The 16,161-nt window shown below is 38.9% G+C and carries 16 protein-coding genes and 1 pseudogene; 8 read left to right on the top strand and 9 right to left on the bottom strand.

Annotated elements, in window-relative coordinates; translation table 11 throughout:
* Positions 1-15: 15 nt before the first annotated feature.
* The 9 genes from FVA69_RS18065 to FVA69_RS18025 form a co-directional block, all read right to left on the bottom strand.
* Positions 16-1,119, bottom strand: coding sequence for a fatty acid desaturase family protein (locus FVA69_RS18065; RefSeq protein WP_164529190.1), 1,104 nt, complete (start codon positions 1,117-1,119; stop codon positions 16-18).
* Positions 1,109-2,233 carry a sterol desaturase family protein gene (locus FVA69_RS18060; RefSeq protein WP_109912659.1) on the bottom strand — a complete coding sequence of 375 codons (1,125 nt, stop codon included), beginning with the start codon at positions 2,231-2,233 and terminating at the stop codon, positions 1,109-1,111. Before FVA69_RS18060 ends, FVA69_RS18065 begins: the two co-directional genes overlap by 11 nt.
* On the bottom strand, positions 2,226-2,840 hold the full coding sequence (locus FVA69_RS18055) for a phosphatase PAP2 family protein (protein WP_164529189.1): 615 nt from the start codon (positions 2,838-2,840) through the stop codon (positions 2,226-2,228). Before FVA69_RS18055 ends, FVA69_RS18060 begins: the two co-directional genes overlap by 8 nt.
* Positions 2,837-4,117 carry a F390 synthetase-related protein gene (locus FVA69_RS18050; protein ID WP_184957466.1) on the bottom strand — a complete coding sequence of 427 codons (1,281 nt, stop codon included), beginning with the start codon at positions 4,115-4,117 and terminating at the stop codon, positions 2,837-2,839. Before FVA69_RS18050 ends, FVA69_RS18055 begins: the two co-directional genes overlap by 4 nt.
* Entirely contained in the window at positions 4,111-4,914 is an 804-nt protein-coding gene (locus FVA69_RS18045; RefSeq protein ID WP_004907913.1) for an MBL fold metallo-hydrolase, read from the bottom strand. The genes FVA69_RS18050 and FVA69_RS18045 overlap by 7 nt, the downstream gene beginning before the upstream one ends.
* Complete coding sequence (locus FVA69_RS18040; protein WP_115168003.1) at positions 4,908-5,915, bottom strand: NAD-dependent epimerase/dehydratase family protein; 1,008 nt, start codon at positions 5,913-5,915, stop codon at positions 4,908-4,910. The genes FVA69_RS18045 and FVA69_RS18040 overlap by 7 nt, the downstream gene beginning before the upstream one ends.
* Positions 5,912-6,910, bottom strand: coding sequence for a 3-oxoacyl-[acyl-carrier-protein] synthase III C-terminal domain-containing protein (locus FVA69_RS18035; protein ID WP_004907922.1), 999 nt, complete (start codon positions 6,908-6,910; stop codon positions 5,912-5,914). The genes FVA69_RS18040 and FVA69_RS18035 overlap by 4 nt, the downstream gene beginning before the upstream one ends.
* A 78-nt stretch (positions 6,911-6,988) precedes the next feature.
* Positions 6,989-7,894 carry a LysR family transcriptional regulator gene (locus tag FVA69_RS18030; protein ID WP_164529188.1) on the bottom strand — a complete coding sequence of 302 codons (906 nt, stop codon included), beginning with the start codon at positions 7,892-7,894 and terminating at the stop codon, positions 6,989-6,991.
* Positions 7,895-7,975: 81 nt separating this feature from the next.
* Positions 7,976-8,971: a nitrilase family protein gene (locus FVA69_RS18025; RefSeq protein ID WP_042851748.1), complete on the bottom strand. Its 996-nt coding sequence runs from the start codon at positions 8,969-8,971 to the stop codon at positions 7,976-7,978.
* A gap of 1,289 nt (positions 8,972-10,260) precedes the next feature.
* Between FVA69_RS18025 and FVA69_RS18020 the strand changes: the two genes are divergently transcribed.
* The 8 genes and pseudogenes from FVA69_RS18020 (at position 10,261) to FVA69_RS21760 (ending at position 16,146) form a co-directional block, all read left to right on the top strand.
* Positions 10,261-10,497 (top strand): helix-turn-helix domain-containing protein, encoded by a 237-nt coding sequence (locus FVA69_RS18020; protein ID WP_004907928.1) that lies wholly within the window; start codon positions 10,261-10,263, stop codon positions 10,495-10,497.
* Positions 10,498-10,736: 239 nt separating this feature from the next.
* The gene (locus tag FVA69_RS18015; RefSeq protein ID WP_109912653.1) at positions 10,737-11,294 is read left to right on the top strand and encodes a fimbrial protein; all 558 of its coding nucleotides are present in this window, start codon (positions 10,737-10,739) and stop codon (positions 11,292-11,294) included.
* 77 nt (positions 11,295-11,371) lie between these two features.
* Positions 11,372-11,674 (top strand): FimD/PapC N-terminal domain-containing protein, encoded by a 303-nt coding sequence (locus FVA69_RS21470; protein ID WP_255456622.1) that lies wholly within the window; start codon positions 11,372-11,374, stop codon positions 11,672-11,674.
* Positions 11,638-11,826: pseudogene (locus FVA69_RS21765) on the top strand (FimD/PapC N-terminal domain-containing protein); the annotation flags it as partial. The gene FVA69_RS21470 and the pseudogene FVA69_RS21765, both read left to right, overlap by 37 nt.
* 33 nt (positions 11,827-11,859) lie before the next feature.
* Positions 11,860-13,866 carry a fimbria/pilus outer membrane usher protein gene (locus FVA69_RS18010; RefSeq protein ID WP_238789314.1) on the top strand — a complete coding sequence of 669 codons (2,007 nt, stop codon included), beginning with the start codon at positions 11,860-11,862 and terminating at the stop codon, positions 13,864-13,866.
* Positions 13,867-13,877: 11 nt separating this feature from the next.
* Positions 13,878-14,606 carry a fimbrial biogenesis chaperone gene (locus tag FVA69_RS18005; protein ID WP_004907935.1) on the top strand — a complete coding sequence of 243 codons (729 nt, stop codon included), beginning with the start codon at positions 13,878-13,880 and terminating at the stop codon, positions 14,604-14,606.
* A 10-nt stretch (positions 14,607-14,616) separates the two neighbouring features.
* Entirely contained in the window at positions 14,617-15,168 is a 552-nt protein-coding gene (locus tag FVA69_RS18000) for a fimbrial protein (protein ID WP_042851502.1), read from the top strand.
* Between the two features lie 12 nt (positions 15,169-15,180).
* Entirely contained in the window at positions 15,181-16,146 is a 966-nt protein-coding gene (locus FVA69_RS21760) for a fimbrial protein (protein WP_109912652.1), read from the top strand.
* Positions 16,147-16,161 lie beyond the last annotated feature (15 nt).

Below are 16,161 nucleotides of genomic sequence, written 5' to 3'. Positions count from 1 at the left end.
ACTGGGGTGTTTGGCTCAGTGCTCATCCGCTTGCTTACCCTTTCCCATTTCTTTTAAAAACTTCTGTTGGTAAATAAACAATTCTTTCGCGCTAATACAATGATAATCCATCGAAAACTGCTTGGCAGTTTGCTCAATGATTTTAGCAAGGGCAGGGTAATGGCGGTGGTTCCAATTGGGAAATAAATGGTGTGTAAGATGTAAGTTTAATCCACCTAACCAATAAGTTAACCAACGAGGTGTAGTTTGCCAATCATAAGTGGTTGAAAAAGTGTGAGTATAAAAACCATGCGGCATATTGCCTTCTTTGGGGGGCGTATAAAAAGTCGCTTTCGCCCAATGGGTGCCAAGTATCAATACAACAAATATAAGAGAGGCTAACATTTGGCTAAATAAGTAAGTGAGTAGCAAGATCGCTAAACTGATATCAGTGATAACAAAAGCGGGTATGACTATCGCCACAATCAAATGCAGTAACTTAGCCAATAAAAATGCTCCAATACCACGACGGCCTTGATGGCGCATATGAGGGGCGACGCGCGTCAAATGAAATCTATCCATCCAATCAAAGAACCAAATGAGTGCAGGGAAAGTCATTGCGGCAATTAATGGCCAATACAGATGCTGAGCTCGCATAAACGGGTACCAGCGCTGATAAGGCGTTTGCCGTAAGACAAAATTTTCTTCGATATCTAAATCATAATGGCGAATATTGGTGTGAGCGTGGTGAAAAATAATATGCCTGACGCGCCAGCATTCAGGATCTAAGCCCAACGGAATAGTGACCCAAAAATTGAGCCAATAGTTGGCTTTGGCCTGCTTGAAAATTGCATTATGGGAAGCATCGTGAACGAGATTAATGGCTAATAATAATGCGAAACAAATAAACAGAGGGTAAAAAATAAAAAATGCCCAAGACGTGTTAGCGCATAATGCTATGCCGTAACTGCCTAGGCAGCACAAAATTAAAACTAGACTTTTTAAATAAAAACGTAAGTCAGCGAACCGATGATCAGCACGCTGTTGTAAATAGTGTTTAGCGGCCATGTTCAATGCTTTTTGGAACGCTTGGTCACGGCGGTGTTGGTAGCCTAGTGGCCTTAGCGGCTCAGGGAACATCTCGCACCTGTATGGGTTTTCGGCCTATACCAAGTAACATTAACAAACTATGCAGCCATAGTGCACTGGTAAAAATAACCCAAAACGGGGTTGTCCATTGCCAAATAAATAAAATACAAATTAGTAGCAAGCAAGCGATGAAAAACCAGCTCATCAGGCCAATTTTACGTCCATCTGAAATACCCGATAGAGCTACGGTACCTAAGGCTAATAAGATAAATAAAACCACTTGCTGTTGGGTTGTACCTTGATAACCATAACCATAAATATAGACGTAACCAATAACCAAGCTAAATAGGAGAAGTGTTCCCATTACTAATGCGATTTGGTTTACGCGAAATAATGGTGCGGGTTTTGCTTTGGGTTGGCTACGGCGTTTAATGATACGCCAAAAAGGTAAGTTGCTGTCAATAAACGGGTTTTCAGAAGCGGGAGCGCCTTTGATACCAAAATGGTGTTCAGTTTCAGGTAACTTGGAAAATGTGCCAAACAGTTTGTCCCAAAAAATAAAACTGCCCCCGAAATTACGATTGGAATAATGCCCTTCTTTCACATGGTGAACTCTATGGTGCTGTGGCGTTACCATAAATTTCTCCAACCAACCCAAACGCGGGATCAGCGCACTGTGGTTAAAGAATTGAATAGTATAGTGCAATATTGAAACGGTGATAAACACCTCTAAGGGAATCCCCATTAGTGCCAGTAGCATAAAGAATGGGATTGATGTCAGTGATGAATACCACGAATTACGCACTCCTAATGATAGGTTATAGTGCTCCCCTTGGTGATGAACCACATGAACGGCCCATAGAACACGGTAGGTATGGTGCAAGCGGTGTAGCCAGTAAAAACCAAAGTCCCAAGCAAAAATCGCAAACACCCACACCAGTGCGGTTGGCCAGTTTTCAACGAGGTTGAATGAGTAGTGGGTCACGACAAAGCCGTAACAAAAAATTTCTAACCCTCTAAATAACCACAACATAATATGGCCAGAGTTCAGGTTGAACACCAATTCTTGCCAGCTAACGGTTCCTTTTTGCGTTTTGGCGATCACTAAACCTTCTGCGACCACGACCGCTAACATGAAAACAATCGGAAAGGTTAATTCATTCATCAGTGTTTCTCTTTAAGACAAATTTCGCTGTGTGAACAATCAGTAATGCACCACAAGCGGTGAGTGCACCAGTAACCACATCAATAACTAAATGGCGCTTTAGCACCAATACCGAGGTACAAATAGCAATCGCCCAAATAACGGCTAAAACCGTGCGAAATTTTTGTTGTATTGACCATAATGCATTGAGCACGATGAGAGTCAATGAGACATGTAGAGAAGGTAATAAATTTTGTGGGCTATCAATATTAATCAAAGCAGACAAAGCCTGCCCAGATAAGGCCAATAAATCGTAGTCGTGGTACAGCATAGTCGTGGGGTACCACAAATAGACCGCCCCAGAAACCAGCGCACAGAGCTGCATGGCATACATGAGTGAGTAAGCTTTTTTTAGAGGGCTGAGAAAATACCCAAGTGGGATAAACAGAAAAAAGGAGAGATAAAGCCAGATGGCATCGGGTGAAAATGGGACGGCATTATCCAGCTCACTGGGTGATAAAACATGAGCTTGCCCAGTCACTTGCCCGGTATATTGATAAACAATGCCAACGGTTCCCCAACCGAGTAGGCAATAGATAAAGCGAGTGAATAATTCTCTGCTATTCATTTCGCTTCCTTACGGGTTATACGTCGCTTTTTAACGGAGAGTGTTTGTGTAATAGTGGCAGTGGATAATTGCCAATCTAATTGAGAAATATCAACATGTTGGTTTGTAAAATAGCGTGTTAGCTGTTGCTGGCAGAGAGATAGCTCTGTAGGAGAACATTCAGCCTGTAAATATAATGCGTTGCCTTGCTGGGTTAAGCGAAAGTCAGCAGTAACAGGCAAGTGATTCACAATCACCCGCGCACAGGGATCTGCAAAAATAGTCACCATTTTGCCGTTATAGCCCGGAAGTTGAAGCAAATCATCACAGCGACCCTCAATACGTTCAATCGCCATTTCAGGAGAGCCACAAGGGCAAGGTGTATTTTTCACCACTAAAACATCATCGAGTTGATAACGTATGATAGGCTGTGTTTTGCGCGTAAAGTCCGTGATAATGGGTGAAAAACGGTCATTATCAAGCCAATTAGGCTCAATATGCACAAAAGCTTCATTTAAATGCATAGTACCATGAGAACAAGTGCAGCCTAAAAACCCTTCCGTTGCTTGGTAGACTTCCCCTACATGGGAAAAACAACCCTGTAATTTTTGTTTGTCATGGGGTTCTAGTACTTCAGCGACGGAAATTACTTTTTGTACATTTAATTGAATTTTCTGCTGGTTGATGGCGTCAGCAATCGTACATAACACTTGGGCTGGCGCAACGATAATCGAAGGCTGATATTGTTCAAGAGCGCTAAGTTGCAGATCAAAATCCGCGAAAAGGTCATAAAACCGCAGTGAAATCCAACGGTTATTGACACTTTCATACAGGTTATTATTGGCGCGTAAAAACAGAGCAACACGCTCACCATTAAACAGGCCTTGGGGTAACATTTTAGCTAACATACTGCCAGACCAGACATTTTGTTCTTCTGGGCTGACAACGAAAAGGCCTCGACGGCCCGAAGTTCCAGAGGATAGCCCGACACTGTAGCGCCCCACTTTAGGGGCAAAATCCCGAGATTGTTCACTTTTTTGCGCACATTCTAGAAGTGTTTGGCTTAACAGCCCGGCGGTATTCATCTCATCAAAATTATCCATCATGATTTGTTTATTCATTATGGGGAAATTAGATAATGGCTGATTGATATACCGCTGAAAATAGGGGCTTTTCGCTAATACTTTGCGTTTAAAATGCGCTAAACGTTTTTGTTGATAAGCTTCCAGTTCACCACGGTTACGAAACGTCAAATGACGAGCTCGCCAGTAATGCCAAAGCATCGAGAGGATCACAATAAATCCCCTTCGTGGCACAGTTGGATAACCACATTGCGCTTATCAATTTCATGTAATTTATTCAGTGTTTCATAATAAGCCTGCTTATCATCCATAATAATATTGGCAATTGCCATGGGGCCACGCAATTCGCGGTAATTAGTGGGTGACCAAGCAGCATCACCTGCGAGCAATATCCAGCCTGAGTCAGTTAGTACACACAAACCAATATGCCCTGCGGCATGCCCAGGGAGCGGCACAATCAATAACGTCTTCTGCTGATTAACTGCATAGCCTTCGCCTAAAATTTGCAATTCATTTGGTAGCGCCACCTTGGGGAAACCTTCATAAAATACAGTGCGTTGTTCGAAGTCATCTGGTAATAGTCCACTGACAAAGGCATTTTTCAATGCAGCAAACCCAGTCAAAGGGCGTGTTTTAGCCCAGCCATCTCCTGAACAAATAATGGGGATATTAGGGAAGTCACGTAGCCCCGCGATATGGTCACCATGGAAATGAGATAAAATCACACCATTGATATCATTAGGTTTTAGGCCATCATTAGCCAATTGATTGACAAGGGCATCTTTGCTTTCGAAATACACTGGAGTGACTGCTCGATATAGCCGCATAATGCCATGGCGCGTATGATCATAAAAATGAGTGGCATACCCGGTATCAAACAGCCAACGCTGGTGTTCATCCTCTATCAGCCATGCCCTTGCTGGAAATTTACAAGATTTAAAACTGGCGCCTTTTAACGCGACACAGCCCGGATGTGTGCAATAACCCACTTCATATTGATGAATAGTTAGCATGGGTTCTCCTGTTTTTTCAGCCATTTTGCGGTCAAATGAACACCTTGTTGCATACTATATAAAGGATAGTAGCCCAGCTCTTGCTGTGCCTTTTGGTTATCTAATGTCATGGTGAAATAGGCTGCACCGAGGCTATAGCGTGTGAGTAATGGCTCTTTTCCCGTTAAACGGCCAATGACTTCTAATAGACTGGCAATAGCATACAGCAAAGGGTAAGGGGCTGAACGAATTTCGCACTCTAAATTAAGTTCATTAAACAATTGATTTAATGTCTTTTTTAGTGCTTGTGGCTGTTGGTTGGTAATATTGTAAATGGCTCCGTTAGGGAGTGTTTCTTTGAACGTCGCCAGCTGCATGCTGTGAACCACATTTCCCACATAGGTGAGGTCAAAATGGTTATTTCCCCCATTAGGTAACACCAGTTTTCCCTTGCGTGATTTTATTTGGGTGAGCAAACGCGGTAGCAAAACACGATCATGAGGACCAAATAAGCCACGAGGGCGCAAAATAGTATAACGAGTTGCCGGAAATTGACTAACGCATTGCTCGATCATGGTTTCGGCTAAATACTTTGTTCTGGCATATTGGTTAGCGAAATGTTTATTAACCGTGGACTCATGAATATTTTGCTGGTGGGTGAAATTAAAATAAATGGCAGGGGTGGAAATATGGATAAAGCGTGAGATTTTTGCTTCCCCTGCTGCGATAGCCAATATTTGAGTGGCGTGAACATTTGTTTTTTCAAAATCTTGGCGTTTTCCCCAAGGCGAAGAAAGGGCGGCGCAATGCCAAATAGCATCACAACCCGCCATGAGCATTTTCGCTTCTTCAACGGTGAGTTCAGCTAATTCAACAGCAATAAATGTTGCACCTAATTGACTTAGTTGTTCTCCTGCTTGTTGGTTTCGCCCACAAGCGACCACATCAATGCCTCTTTCAAGTAAGTACTCACTAGCATTGCGTCCCAGGCCACTTGTTGCGCCTGTTACCAATATTTTCATGGCACTAATACCATGGCGCACAGCGCTAACCCAGCAGCAGTACCGATTAACATGGCACTGGGTTTTTCATAGAAACGTTCTGTAATAATGGCTTCATGTAATGCAGAAGGGATGGAGGCCGCAACCTGATTCCCTCGATGTTTATAGATATCGACTAATTGCTCCGTTGTTACCCCGACACGTTGGCGCATATGCTCTAAAGAAAGGTGACTCGCTTGGTGTGGGATCACGGTACCAATTTGCTTAAGCTGTAAACCCGATTCACTGAAAACCTGTTGCATAAAATCTTCAATCAAAGAAGACGCGAGGCGAAACAATTTTTTCCCTTGCATGTGGAACAGGAAGTCATCATCGGTCATACCCGAGCGCGGATTGCATCTTGTACCACCTGCGCGAATTTCACAAAAATCAATGCCTGCAGTATGTGTGGTGTGGGTATAAGAAATAATTCCGCTATTTCCATCTCCTTTTTCCACGACAACACAAGCAGCACCGTCCCCAAAAATCAGTGATGACTCTTTATCCCGCCAGTCAATACCGCGCGAGGCGATATCCGCAGAAACAATCACAATGCGTTGATAAGCGCTGGTGGCTAATAGCCCCGCTGCAATCTGTAACGCAGTGATAAAGCTGATACAACTTGAATTGACATCAAAGCAGGCAATTCCTTGGTTTAAATTCGATTGCTCAAGGATATGCGCTGCTGAACACGGTAGCGCTTGCACTGGGATAGCAGAGGCATTAATCAACATATCAATACTGTTTGGTGGGATATGGTTCGCCTGCAATGCATTTTGAATCGCCTGGGCGGCTAAAAGGGCTTGTGAATCGGTATGACTTGCATGGAAGCGATATTCGATACCTGAATGCTTTTCGACAAACCCTTTTGATTTATTTAACTTTTCATCCAACATGGACGAGAGAATTTTATGCTCAGGAAGTGCCACACCAGAAGCGATAATTTTAAGGGGAGTTATTGACTGGTTACCAGACATATCAATATGTGCCTATCTTACGATGATAATGATAATAAATATCAGAGTTCAAATGTTTAATATATAGGAATTACGGAGTTATTCTGATTCACTCTCTCTTGAGAATGCTCCATAAACTTCATCAATTAATTCATGGATGGTGTTTTGCCATAATTTAGGTAATGAAGCCTGCCATACCACATCAATCCGCCATTGGGCATGTTCACAATGTTGAATCGGAATAAAACGTATGTCTTTTGAGCTGATATTTTTTGCACTATAGGGTAAGAGGCTCACACCAACCTCAGCGGCGACGAGTGCAATTAATGTTTGAATATCATTTGCTTCCTGAGAAGGCGTAATTAATAAGCTTTCATATTTTAGGTAGCGCTGAATTTGTTGATGAAGCTTTGAGCCACGTTCTGCGCGTAACAATAATAAAGGAAAATGAGTTAGATATTCCTTAACTGATAATCGAGACGCCGATTTTTGTGCGACGGCTAAAGCAAGTACTTCAAATTTTAATGCTTTGCTCACTAAGCTATCTGTGTTTTTAAATGCAAATTGGCGAGTAAAAGCAATATGCAATTCATGAGTTTGTAGCTGTTTCTCCATTTCGTGAGAAGGCATGTCATCCAGCTGAATTGGAATATCAGGGAGTTTTTCACGCAGCCGTGCAACAAATAAGGACGCTTCGTGAAATGTTGATATGCCAAATCCGACAGTTAGTTTTACAGGAGGTTGTTCTCGAAGTATTGCGGATTGACGTAAAAGCTCAGTAGTGTGAGCAAGCACTTGCTGTGCATAGGGAAATAGTATTTTACCGTGTGGAGTCAATACAGCGCCATGACGTCCACGCTCAAACAGAGTCATCTCTAATTGTTTTTCAAGTAATTGAATTTGTTTCGTTAAGGCTGGCTGGCTAATATATAAACGTGATGAAGCTTCGCGATAATTTTTTGTTTCTGCAAGAATGATAAATGCGCGGAGTAGTCGAGTATCCATGATGGTTAGCCAGTTCCTAATAGTAGAAGACGCCATAGTATTTGTATTATGAATGCTATGGCGTGTCATTGACTTTAGCTATTATGGCTTTTCTTTATGATAAGGGGAGTTCTGCTCCGCAAAGCGAACACTACGAATATCGGTTTCATAGCCCAGAGTTTCAGTCATAATGCGGTATAATTCAGGTCTTCTACCTGTAAGCCAACGCCGCCCATTCGAGGTTGGAAGCAAACTAAGGTCAAGATCTGCAATGACCACATCATCCTCAACCAATAAACTCTCTTTGACAATTCGGCCATAGGGGTCTATCACCATTGCATTACCTGTGCGAATTTCATCATCATCTAGGCCAACGCCATTACTAAACAGATAAAAAACGCCATTATCGTGAGCTCTTGAAGGTAACCAGCGCATTAGCCATCCTCGCCCATTTTCACCTTGGCATGCCTCCAATAGTGCTTGGGGGTTCTGTTTTCTATTTTCCCAGAGACTAAGGTTGAGTGGTTTCATTCCATAAGGGCTACTCGAATGAGTTCCACCGGTTTGGTGGGGAGCAAGAATAATATCTGCGCCAAGTAGTGCGTTTATGCGTGGGTTTTCAATTAAGTTATTATCCCAACAAATTAAAATACCAACTTTTACCCCCCATGGTGTATCGAATACCGTGTAACTATCTCCACTATGAATGGTTGGGTGCTCAAACGCATGCAATTTACGGTGAGCATGGTATTGTCCATTTGGCATGCAAGCGACCCAAGTATTGTAGCATTTGCCATCTAACCCTTTTTCAATCAATCCAACACCAATAATCATGTCTAATTCAATCGCACGCTGGCGGATCAATGCTAATGATGGGCTATCGTGCAAGGTTTCACTCAATGCATAAACGGCGTCATCTGGTAGCTTCGGCACGTGCCAATAACCAGTGATACACATTTCAGGTAACACCAGTATTTTCACTTTTTGTTGTGCAGCTTGAGTAATAAAGTCATGGATACGTTCTAAATTATAGGGTTTGTCGCTAGGGCGGTGTTGGAACTGTACAGTTGCAACACGAAGCTGTGATTGTGTTGGCATCATTTTGATCTCCTTGGTTTAAGGAGATCAAATCATGTTGTTCAAACAAAAAATAATGAGTTATTTTCTTATTCAATAACGGTTAGTTATTGAATAAAGCTTTAAGAACACTTAAAAATAGTTTTTTTATACGTAAATTAACGTAAAAAGATAGATTTGCATTATATTATACGAAATAAAACCTCACATTAAGCGTGATATTCTTATATTATCTACTTTATTTAAAGAGTGATTGGTTAATTATTCCTCAATAAATACTCTTATTTAGTGAATTAGGTATGCAAGTAGTCCTTATTCTCCGAATTAAAAGCATAAATTTAACCTAAGCTATATGAGCAAAATACAATATTCATATGCCTCCTTCTTGTCGTTTTGACTATTTTCTTGGGAAAAGGCGAGGTAAAACACTTGTTTTACTCGTTTTATTATGCCTGAAGCTATAATTATTATGTTTTATTTTTGTTATATTTCATTTTTATCCTATAAGCTTGCAATATACTTTTGTGATTTGTTACAATTGGAAATAAATGTAACACATTGTTATTTAAGAGTTATTTTTGTTGTAGACTGTTGGTTTTTACTCAATATGTGGGTTATTGAAGGTTATCAATATTGATATTACTCTTATTACGGATAATTTGTTTTACTTATGAGTAGATCGTGCCCATTAAAAAAAAATCACCATTTTTTATATTCTAAACTCTTATTGCGAGTAAGCAAAAACCTCTGTTAATTTAATTAAAATAAATAATAAAAATAAAAAAACCATTGGCAGTTGTTTTTTTGAAGCAAACATTAAAAATGTAAAAAATAAATTAATATATAAAAAATAAGTATATAAAAATACTTAGTAATCAATGAATACCATAATAAATTTATGATAAATGTCTTAGTTATATTATAAATTAAATCCTCGCCATATTTTTGTTTATTACCACTGTTAATGGTAATAAATTATTTTTCTTTAAAATCAATTTGTTATGTTATATTTAATCATTTTCATTAAAATAGTAACTAATAAGAATAATGTGTTTTTTATCCTATAAGATAATTAAAACTAAAATAATGAAATATTGATAGGTTTCAATGGCTTTAATTTATTCGATTGATCGTTATAAACAGTTTTACTTTTATATATTGAAAACTATAATTAACTCAAATTTCGTGTTTTAATTGGTTTGTTCTACTTTGATTTGGTTATATAAGCAGTGCTGTTCATTATGTTAAAGGTTTTGATCTGTAATATAATTTAGCCATTTAATATTTTAGGTTATTTTGGGCTATTGTTGATGATAAATGTAAATCGGATAGTAGGTAGAGAGATTAGAAAAAGAAGAAAGCACTTAGGGCTTTCTGGTATTGAATTAGCGAATCTTGTTGGTGTAAGTCAGCAACAAATATCACGCTATGAAAGAGGTGAGTGCAATATCAATATTGAAAATTTGCACGTGCTTGCTAATGCGTTAGAAACTGAAATGATTTGTTTTTTTATCGATGATGTTTTTATCAATAAAGAAAATAATTAATTTAAAATATTAAGAATAATCTAATTATAAATCGAAATTAATAAGATAATTATAAATAATATGTTTTAAAATTAATAAAACATCTAATCTAATAAAGATATAGCGTTTTTATTTTTCTTAATAAAAACCTAATCTTTATGTTTTTTATCATTAAATTCTCAGCAAATAGATATCAACTTAATAATTTATTGATTATTAGGTGATTGGTACGTATGTCGTCTTTTTATAGGAAAATATAAATGAAATTAACTAAAATTGCATTAGCTACAATTATCGCTTCTTCATTCGGTATTGCAAACGCAGCACCTGTAGATCAAGGAAGTGGTATCATCAATTTTACTGGTAAAGTTATTAATGCACCTTGCTCAATCCCAGGTGACGGTACAATTAACGTTGACCTTGGCCAAGTTGCAAATAAAGTATTAGAAACTGGTAACAAATATAGCCAAAGCGTTCAATACAATATCCAGTTAGAAAACTGTGATTTAGGTGAAGTTAAAGATTCTAGCGATGTAGTTGTCTTCCCTGCAGTTAGCAAAGTTAAAGTAACTTTCACGGGTACTCCAGATACTACAGCTAAAGAATTACTGGCAAACACTGGTACTTCTAAAGGTGTTGGTGTTCGTTTAATCAACGCTGATGGTGCAACAATGAAAGTTGGTGACACCAGTGTTGAGCTGCCATTAGCGGATGGTCCAAATAAATTAGTATTCAGTGCACGTGTTGAAGCAAATGGTAGTAAAGTTGAAACTGGTAGCATCATTTCTCAAGCAACTTATGCTTTAAACTACCTGTAATTTTTTATTTAAAATAACAGGCATATATTTGCCTGTTATTTTCCTTTCTTAGCTTTTATTTTTTGACAGGGAACATCATGTCTCTATTGCCTCAGTTTAAAATAAATAAAATATTATTTTCGATTGCGTTGGCATTTTCCGTTTCGGGAATATCAAATGCAGTGGAATTTAATATGAATATTATTGATGCTAAGGACAGAGATAATATTGATTTGAGTCAATTTTCAAACCCTGACTTTATTCCTGCCGGCGAATATCTAACGGATATCACATTAAATGGTAGAAAACTATCAGGGCAGTATTTAATTAAGTTCATTGAAGAGAGTAAAGATACTTCAACACTCTGTGTTACACCAGAGATGGTAAATATTTTTGCATAAAAAAGAAGATAAAGGAAGAGCTTCTGCAAAATAATAATGGCCAGTGTGTTGAACTATCTAAAAATTTAGATATTAGTTATCGCTTTGATAAAGCGAATCAAAATATCTTATTTTCTATTCCTCAAGCTTGGCTTGAATACGATGATCCGTATTGGGTTCCACCTTCCCAATGGGAAAATGGGATTATGGGAGCATTTCTCGACTATAACCTGTTTGCTAATTATTCTGCGCCTAAAAATAACAGTGAAACATTCAGTGGTAGTAGTAACGGTACCGCTGGCGTTAACTTAGGTGCTTGGCGTTTCCGTGCGGACTATCAATATCAATATAATCGTTCTCAAGGTAAAACGAATGAACGGTTTGATTGGACTCAGTTATATGCCTTTCGTGCCTTACCTCAAATGGGGGCAAAGGTTTTACTTGGTGAGTCTTATTTGAAGACTGATTTATTTGATAGTTTTCGCTTTATAGGGGCGTCTATTTTTAGTGATAATCGGATGCTTCCGCCTTCACTACGTGGTTATGCGCCTCAGGTTACGGGTATCGCTAAAACAAATGCGATGGTGATTATTTCACAGAATGGGCGTGTGATTAAGCAAGTTAAAGTCGCTCCCGGGCCATTTAATGTTCAAGATATTACTGAAGCAGTACAAGGTACTTTAGATGTAACTATTGAGGAAGAAGACGGTTCAAAAACCACTTATCAAGTAACAGCAGCATCGTTGCCGTTTTTAACCCGTCAGGGGCAGCTGCTTTATAAATTTACCATGGGGCAATCTGACCCATTTGGCCGCTCACAGAAAATTGACCCTAAATTTATTGTCGGGGAAGTCTCCTATGGTTTATTTGGTAACACATCAATTTTCGGCGGGTTAATTGCCACGGTCGATAATAACAATTATCAAGCGATGAACTTGGGAATAGGGCAAAACATGAATATGTTTGGTGCTATTTCCCTTGATATTACTCGTACCCATGCAAATTTAGATAATTTTGGCTCTTATTCAGGTAACAGCTACCGTTTAAATTATTCTAAACGTTTTGAATCTACCAATTCGCAGGTGACATTTGCAGGCTATAAGTTTTCTGAAAAAGAATTCTTAACAATGCCTCAATACATTGATGCAGCTAATGGTGTGCTTGATTTTAGGCGTGACAAAAACGTCTATACCGCGTCTTTTAATCAATACATTAGCCCATTGGATTTAACGGTTTATTTTAATGCCTCTCATCGTCAATTTTGGAATAGCGAATCGACAACAAACTTTGGGATGAGCTTTAGTAAGTTATTCAGTATTGGGCAAATTAAAAATATTTCCGGCACATTATCTCTTAATAAAATTAAATATGAAGAGACGGATGATAACCAAATTTATCTGTCTTTCTCCGTGCCACTCGAAAACGGGGCTTCAGTGAGTTATGACGCCCAATATGCAGATAGTGACCATAGCTTTGGCCAGTCAGTGGGTTATTACAGTGCAAATGAGAATAACAACTACTGGAGTATGCGTGTGGGCGGTGACCAGCACAAACTTGGGCGTGCAGAGCCAAATATCAGTGGTAGTTATCAATATTCATCGCCTTATGGCGTGTTAAATGTTAATGCGACAGAAAATGTGAATTCATATCGCGCTGTCGGCGGTAGTTGGTATGGCTCCATGACTGCAACAAAATACGGTGCGGCCATGCACCGTAACGGGACTAACAACGAACCTCGGGTAATGATTGATAGTGATAATGTCGCAGGAATTTCTATTGATAATGGAGAATCTGTCACGAACCGATTTGGTATTGGTGTTGCGACAAGTTTAAATAGTTTTTCTAATTCAGATGTTTACATTGATATGAATACATTACCTGATGATGTGGATGTCAATGACAACATTATTGGTAAAACATTGACTGAGGGCTCAATTGGTTATCAGAGAATAAAAGCGAACCAAGGAAAACGTATTCTAGCAATTATCCGTTTGAATAATGGAAATTATCCACCGCTTGGTACCAGTGTGATTGAAGTAGGCACAGGAAGAGAAGTCGGAATTATTGCAGATAGTGGCGTTGCTTATTTAACGGGTGTGGTTCCAGAAGAAAGCTACATAGTGAAATGGGCCGCTGGCGCAAACCAATGTAGTTTGAATTTACCTAATATTGCCGAAAAAAATCAGGGTAAAGTCCTGATCCCTTGCCAATAAAGGAATGATGTATGAGTAAAAAGTATGTAGTAGCTTTAGGATTTTCATTAGTTTTTGTCGGCATGCAAGTTGCGTCTGCTGCGATTAATATCGACCGTACACGGATTATTTTTCCAGGCAAAGATAAATCAATGAGTTTGGTTATTAACAACCAAAGTAAAACAATGCCCTACTTAGCTCAATCTTGGATGGAAGACGAAAAAGGGAATAAGATTTCTGAACCTTTTACCGTTTTACCTCCAATGCAACGTGTCGAACCGAATGCTAAAAACCAGATAAAAATTATTAAAACGGAGGGAATTGACGCTCTTCCACAAGATAGAGAATCGCTGTTCTATTTAAATGTGCGCGAAATTCCCCCTGTTGCAGATAAGGAAAATGTTGTCCAGATTGCGATTCAAAGTCGTCTAAAAATGTTTTATCGTCCACCTCAAATCGAAAATAATAGCGACAAAGTATGGGCTAAAGAGCTGAAATATACACATACAGGTGGGCAATTATTAATTGAAAATCCAACTAAATATTACGTGACTCTTGGTTACCTGAGTAATACCAACCAGAAAAACTTTCCTGGTTTTGAAAGTGTCATGATAGCCCCGTTTTCTAAAGAAAGTGTCCCCGTGCCATCAAGCAGTTTTAATCAGTTATATACCGGGTATATGGATGATTACGGTGGTATGAAAATGTTGACTTACCAATGCGCTGCATCAACCTGCCAGTTGTCAAAAGAGAGCCAATAGGATTTTAGATATGAGAAATTGCTACTTTTCAATATGTCTTTTTATGCTATCGCTATGCACCAGCCAAGCTTATGCAGATAGTAGCATGATGAGAGGTGATCTTAATTTTACGGGAAATGTGGTGGCATTGCCTTGTAAGATTTCATTTTACTCGATAGATCAAAATATTGAATTAGGGCCAATATCTCTGAATTACTTTAATGAAATTGGGGACAGAAGCCCTAAGCATGAAATCAAATTGAAATTTGATGACTGCATTTTTCCAAAACGTGATCGCGATGATAGAGATCCGGTTGTCCGGATCATGTTTATTTCAGAGCCAACTGAAAGTACAGACCGCAATTTATTTGGTGGTAAAACCATTCTAAATGGCTATGGCATTCGTTTGATGGATAAAGATGGCAATATTGTTCCTAATGGAGAATACCGCAGTTATCCCATCTATTTTGATGATAACCAGCAAATAACGATTTATTCCATGCTAGAGAGTTATCTGCCAAGAAATGAATTAACAGTGGGTAATATTAAAACGCAAATTACCTTAAATATTACTTACATATAAGGTGTATAAATCATGATACACACGTTTATTCAAAAATATGGTTTTTATATTTTATTTCTGTTTGTTTTTATTAGCCCAAAAACATTTGCTTTAGATTGTGTTGAAGCTGGGACTGGAGTCGTCATTAAACCTGCGGTACCGGTTGGGCAATTAGCGATTCCTTCAGATACACCTGCGGGAACGGTTATTTGGCAATCTGACCCATTAACAGTCACTGTTTATTGCGATAACGTACTCGGTAATATGGTTGACGTTGTTCATATGTATTTTAACCCGACATCACAAAAATTAGGGACAGGATTACTACTTGGAGCTAACTACCAAGGTGAACAACTTGAGCGTGATAAACAAAAAGTCAGCTTGGGAACACCGCCAATTAGTGGCAAGCAAAGCGTTACTGTGACTGTCACATTTAATTTATATATTAAGGTAACAGGTACGGTCCCGCCGTCTGGGAATTATGAAGGTGATAACCAATTTACGGTTTTCCAATTTGATGGGAGCGGGGGGATCAATACGACACCGGGAGCGAAAAACTTACGCTATTCGATATCTGGGTTACGAGGGATTCGTTTCTTAAAATGTGGTGCGGATATTAAAGTTTTCCCAGAATCACAGCAAATTGATTTTGGCCAGTTAATGATCACAGAATTGAATCAAGGGAAAGAATTTAAAAAAGATTTTCAAGTTCAAGCAGTGAAAAGAGGTTGTCTTGATAACTTCTCGATGAATATCAATTTTGAAACAACCGATCCATTAAATGGCGAATATGCGATTGATTTGAAAAATGGAACCAATTTGACAATTATGGATGATAAAAGTAATCAGATAAAATTCAATTACTTCCAATTTTTCGGCAGTTTACCGCAAGGAAGCACATCAGTAACGCGTGATTATAGTGCAACCATTAAAAAGGCGGGAACGGTGAAAACGGGAGGATTTAACGCCTCAACCATTGTTCGAATTAACTATTATTGATGTTAGTTATGCATT

Origin of the sequence: Providencia sp. PROV004 (genome assembly GCF_011045615.1) — a bacterium.
Taxonomy (GTDB): domain Bacteria; phylum Pseudomonadota; class Gammaproteobacteria; order Enterobacterales; family Enterobacteriaceae; genus Providencia; species Providencia rettgeri.
Note: the sequence above shows the minus strand (reverse complement) of the source record. Positions and strands in the feature narration are given on the sequence as shown.

Coding starts and splice junctions, on each gene's coding strand:
- FVA69_RS18065 (WP_164529190.1), bottom strand. CDS start 1,119: ATGTTCCCTGAGCCGCTAAGGCCACTAGGCTACCAACACCGCCGTGAC.
- FVA69_RS18060 (WP_109912659.1), bottom strand. CDS start 2,233: ATGAATGAATTAACCTTTCCGATTGTTTTCATGTTAGCGGTCGTGGTC.
- FVA69_RS18055 (WP_164529189.1), bottom strand. CDS start 2,840: ATGAATAGCAGAGAATTATTCACTCGCTTTATCTATTGCCTACTCGGT.
- FVA69_RS18045 (WP_004907913.1), bottom strand. CDS start 4,914: ATGCTAACTATTCATCAATATGAAGTGGGTTATTGCACACATCCGGGC.
- FVA69_RS18040 (WP_115168003.1), bottom strand. CDS start 5,915: ATGAAAATATTGGTAACAGGCGCAACAAGTGGCCTGGGACGCAATGCT.
- FVA69_RS18035 (WP_004907922.1), bottom strand. CDS start 6,910: ATGTCTGGTAACCAGTCAATAACTCCCCTTAAAATTATCGCTTCTGGT.
- FVA69_RS18030 (WP_164529188.1), bottom strand. CDS start 7,894: ATGGATACTCGACTACTCCGCGCATTTATCATTCTTGCAGAAACAAAA.
- FVA69_RS18025 (WP_042851748.1), bottom strand. CDS start 8,971: ATGCCAACACAATCACAGCTTCGTGTTGCAACTGTACAGTTCCAACAC.
- FVA69_RS18020 (WP_004907928.1), top strand. CDS start 10,261: ATGATAAATGTAAATCGGATAGTAGGTAGAGAGATTAGAAAAAGAAGA.
- FVA69_RS18015 (WP_109912653.1), top strand. CDS start 10,737: ATGAAATTAACTAAAATTGCATTAGCTACAATTATCGCTTCTTCATTC.
- FVA69_RS21470 (WP_255456622.1), top strand. CDS start 11,372: ATGTCTCTATTGCCTCAGTTTAAAATAAATAAAATATTATTTTCGATT.
- FVA69_RS18010 (WP_238789314.1), top strand. CDS start 11,860: ATGGGAGCATTTCTCGACTATAACCTGTTTGCTAATTATTCTGCGCCT.
- FVA69_RS18005 (WP_004907935.1), top strand. CDS start 13,878: ATGAGTAAAAAGTATGTAGTAGCTTTAGGATTTTCATTAGTTTTTGTC.
- FVA69_RS18000 (WP_042851502.1), top strand. CDS start 14,617: ATGAGAAATTGCTACTTTTCAATATGTCTTTTTATGCTATCGCTATGC.
- FVA69_RS21760 (WP_109912652.1), top strand. CDS start 15,181: ATGATACACACGTTTATTCAAAAATATGGTTTTTATATTTTATTTCTG.